This is a genomic window from Streptomyces sp. NPDC005728 (genome assembly GCF_040630895.1).
Taxonomy (GTDB): domain Bacteria; phylum Actinomycetota; class Actinomycetes; order Streptomycetales; family Streptomycetaceae; genus Streptomyces.
This window is the reverse complement of the sequence record NZ_JBEXYL010000253.1, coordinates 1-2,704: the sequence shown is the minus strand read 5'-3', so window position 1 is coordinate 2,704 and position 2,704 is coordinate 1. Positions and strand designations below refer to the sequence as shown.

3 protein-coding genes and 1 pseudogene are annotated in these 2,704 nt (G+C 71.4%); 2 read left to right on the top strand and 2 right to left on the bottom strand.

The window, feature by feature from the left end; translation table 11 throughout:
* Nucleotides 1-869: pseudogene (locus ABZ471_RS48265) on the bottom strand (glycogen debranching enzyme); the annotation flags it as partial.
* Nucleotides 866-1,378: a pep a2 gene (locus ABZ471_RS48260; protein ID WP_359075517.1), complete on the bottom strand. Its 513-nt coding sequence runs from the start codon at nt 1,376-1,378 to the stop codon at nt 866-868. The pseudogene ABZ471_RS48265 and the gene ABZ471_RS48260, both read right to left, overlap by 4 nt.
* Before the next feature lie 304 nt (nt 1,379-1,682).
* Between ABZ471_RS48260 and ABZ471_RS48255 the strand changes: the two genes are divergently transcribed.
* On the top strand, nt 1,683-1,982 hold the full coding sequence (locus ABZ471_RS48255) for a DUF5133 domain-containing protein (RefSeq protein ID WP_359075515.1): 300 nt from the start codon (nt 1,683-1,685) through the stop codon (nt 1,980-1,982).
* Between the two features lie 108 nt (nt 1,983-2,090).
* The coding region (locus ABZ471_RS48250) for a maltotransferase domain-containing protein (protein ID WP_359075513.1) at nt 2,091-2,704 on the top strand (614 nt) is incomplete at its 3' end.

Sequence of the window (2,704 nt, the reverse complement as noted above, 5' to 3'; positions counted from 1 at the left end):
GCTCGCCGTCTGACGCCGCAGGAGCCGCCGCCATGAGCACCACGACCCTCGAAAAGACACAGACGGAGCCGGCTCCGGCCGTGCAGCGCCTTCACCATGGCCTTGAACTCGTCGACCTGCTGACCCCGGCTGCCGAAGGCCGCGTAGGCATGGTGCGGGGCGAAGAAGCCGATGGTGTTGTAGCCCCAGTAGTTGGCCAGGCCCCGGTCCTGCAACACGCCGTCCTGCACGAACTGGTGGACCGGCATCAGCTCCACCGCGGTGACGCCGAGCGAGGTCAGGTGCTCGAGGACCGCGGGGTGCGCGAGGCCCGCGTAGGTGCCGCGCAGCCGCTCGGGGACCTCCGGGTGGGTGCGGGTCATACCGCGCACGTGGGCCTCGTAGATGACGGAGTCGGCGTACGCCCGCTGCGGTGGGCGGTCGTCGCCCCAGTCGAAGTACGGGTCGGTGACCACCCCCAGCATCGAGTGCCCCGCGCTGTCCCCCGGGGAGGGTCCGTCCGCCGCGCGCTCGTAGAGCGAGGTGTCGTTGTCGATCTGGCCGTCCACCGCCCGGGCGTAGGGGTCGAGCAGCAGCTTCGCCGGGTTGCACCGGTGGCCGAGGGACGGCTGCCAGGGGCCGTACACGCGGTAGCCGTAGCGTTGCCCCGGCCCGACTCCGGGCAGGTAGGCGTGCCACACGAACCCGTCCACCTCGTACAGCGGGACGGACCTCTCGGCCCCGGCGTCGTCCACCAGGATCAGCTGGACATGCTCGGCGACCTCGCTGAACAGGGCGAAGTTGGTGCCCTGACCGTCGAAGGCGGCCCCCAACGGGTAGGGGTGCCCGCTCCACGCGGGCACCCCTTTCCGGGACTTGCGTGCCCTCACCGGGCACCCTCCAGGGCGTGGTCCGCGGCCGCCGCCGGGGCGGCCAGGGCGGCCACCGGGATCGCACGGGGCACTCGGAGCCCCCGGCGCAGGTTCGGCGCGGGGGCGACCGGGACCAGCGGGACGCGCTCGCCGGCGCGGGCGCGTTGCGAGAACCAGATGATCTTGGTGCCGGTCTCCGAGGCACAGCAGCCCCAGCCGTCGCTCATGGCGGCGATGTCCGCCAGGCACGCCCGTAGGTCCTGGTCCGGGCGCAGGTCCCGGTCGTCACCCCCGACGGCCGTGATGAGGTGCTGGCGGTTCCACCACATCTCGATCGACATGTCCTTGTCCGTGGCGTGCTCGTCGATCGCACGCAACAGCAGTTCGGTGCCGTGGCACACGGGGACCACGAGGTTCTCGAGGTCCCAGTAGCGAAGGTGGGCGGCCAGGATGCGGCTGACATGTCCCACCCGTTCCGGGCTGACTTCCACGTCCAGGTGGTAGTAGCAGGGCACTGCGGTCTTCATCGTCGCTTGCTCCTCACCCGCGAAGCTCCCGCTCCCCTCGCCCCGTCCAGGAGGGATCCCGGACACCGAGCGTGAGCGCTGATCGCTTCTGAGTCACCTCCACAGTGGGCGCACTACGCCATTCGTGCAACACGAGCGCCCCGAACGGCCGGATGGTTGAAGGTCCAACAGGACGTTGCGTGGTCGTCCGTGCACCATGAGTGAAAGCCTCGATCGCCGTAACGGTGCCGTGCCTTCCCCTGCGCGGACGCCACCCGACCGTCGGGAACGCGCCCAGTCGAGAGCGTGGAAGGTGAAGAGGGTCATGCTGCTACCCGCCAAGGCCGAAGTGGCCCGGCAGTTGCGGCGTTACCGGGCATGGGAGCGCGTGATGCTCGCCAAGCCCCACGACCGCACCGTCCGGGCCACTTTCGAGGACTCGGGCTACACCTTGTGCGTGCTGATGGGAAAGCGCTGCGCCCGGGAGGCAGCGGACGCGGCAGAACGCTATCTGCGCTCCAGTCTGGCCGGCTATCTGAGCGAGCAGGACGGGCGGCCGCAGCCGGGCCGGGCGGGCCGCCGGGCACCGCCACCGGAGCGGCGTTCCACGGCGCCAAGTCCCTGATCTGGCACCGTTCACTGCGTTCCCCACGGAACGGCGGCAGCCGGACCGTTTCTCGGATCGCGAAGCCGGGCCCGGTGCCCGGCTTCGCGCACGGCGGAGGTGAGATCCATGCGCAGGACCCCGGCCATCGGTCGTGTACCGGTACGAGACGTCCGGCCGGCCGTGGAGTGCGGCAGGCGCCCGGCGAAAGCGGTGACCGGGGAGACCTTCCAGGTCACTGCCACCGTGTTCCGGGAGGGGCATGACGCCGTCGGCGCCAACGTCGTCCTGCGGGATCCGTCCGGCCGCCGCGGCCCCTGGACGCCGATGCGCGAACTGTCCCCCGGCAGCGATCTCTGGGGTGCGGAGGTCACCCCGGACGTGACCGGCCGCTGGAGCTTCCGTGTGGAGGCCTGGAGCCATCCGCTGGCGACCTGGCGGCACACCGCCTCCGTCAAGGTGCCGGCGGGCATCGACACGGGCCTGGTCCTGGAGGAGGGCGCCGACCTCTACGAGCGCGCTGCCGCCGGAGTACCGAGGGGACCGGACCGGGACCTGGTGCTGGACGCCGCGCACGCGCTCGGCGACGACACGCTCTCGGTGCACCACCGCCTGAAGGCCGCGTTGTCCCCGGAGGTGGACGCGGTGCTGTCCCGGTACCCGCTGCGGGAGTTGGTCACGGCCTCCGAGCCGCTGCCGCTGCTGGTGGAGCGGGAGCGGGCGCTGTACGGCTCGTGGTACGA

Excerpts from the sequence above, each read along its gene's own strand:
- ABZ471_RS48260 (WP_359075517.1), bottom strand. The coding sequence starts at position 1,378 with ATGAAGACCGCAGTGCCCTGCTACTACCACCTGGACGTGGAAGTCAGC.
- ABZ471_RS48255 (WP_359075515.1), top strand. The coding sequence starts at position 1,683 with ATGCTGCTACCCGCCAAGGCCGAAGTGGCCCGGCAGTTGCGGCGTTAC.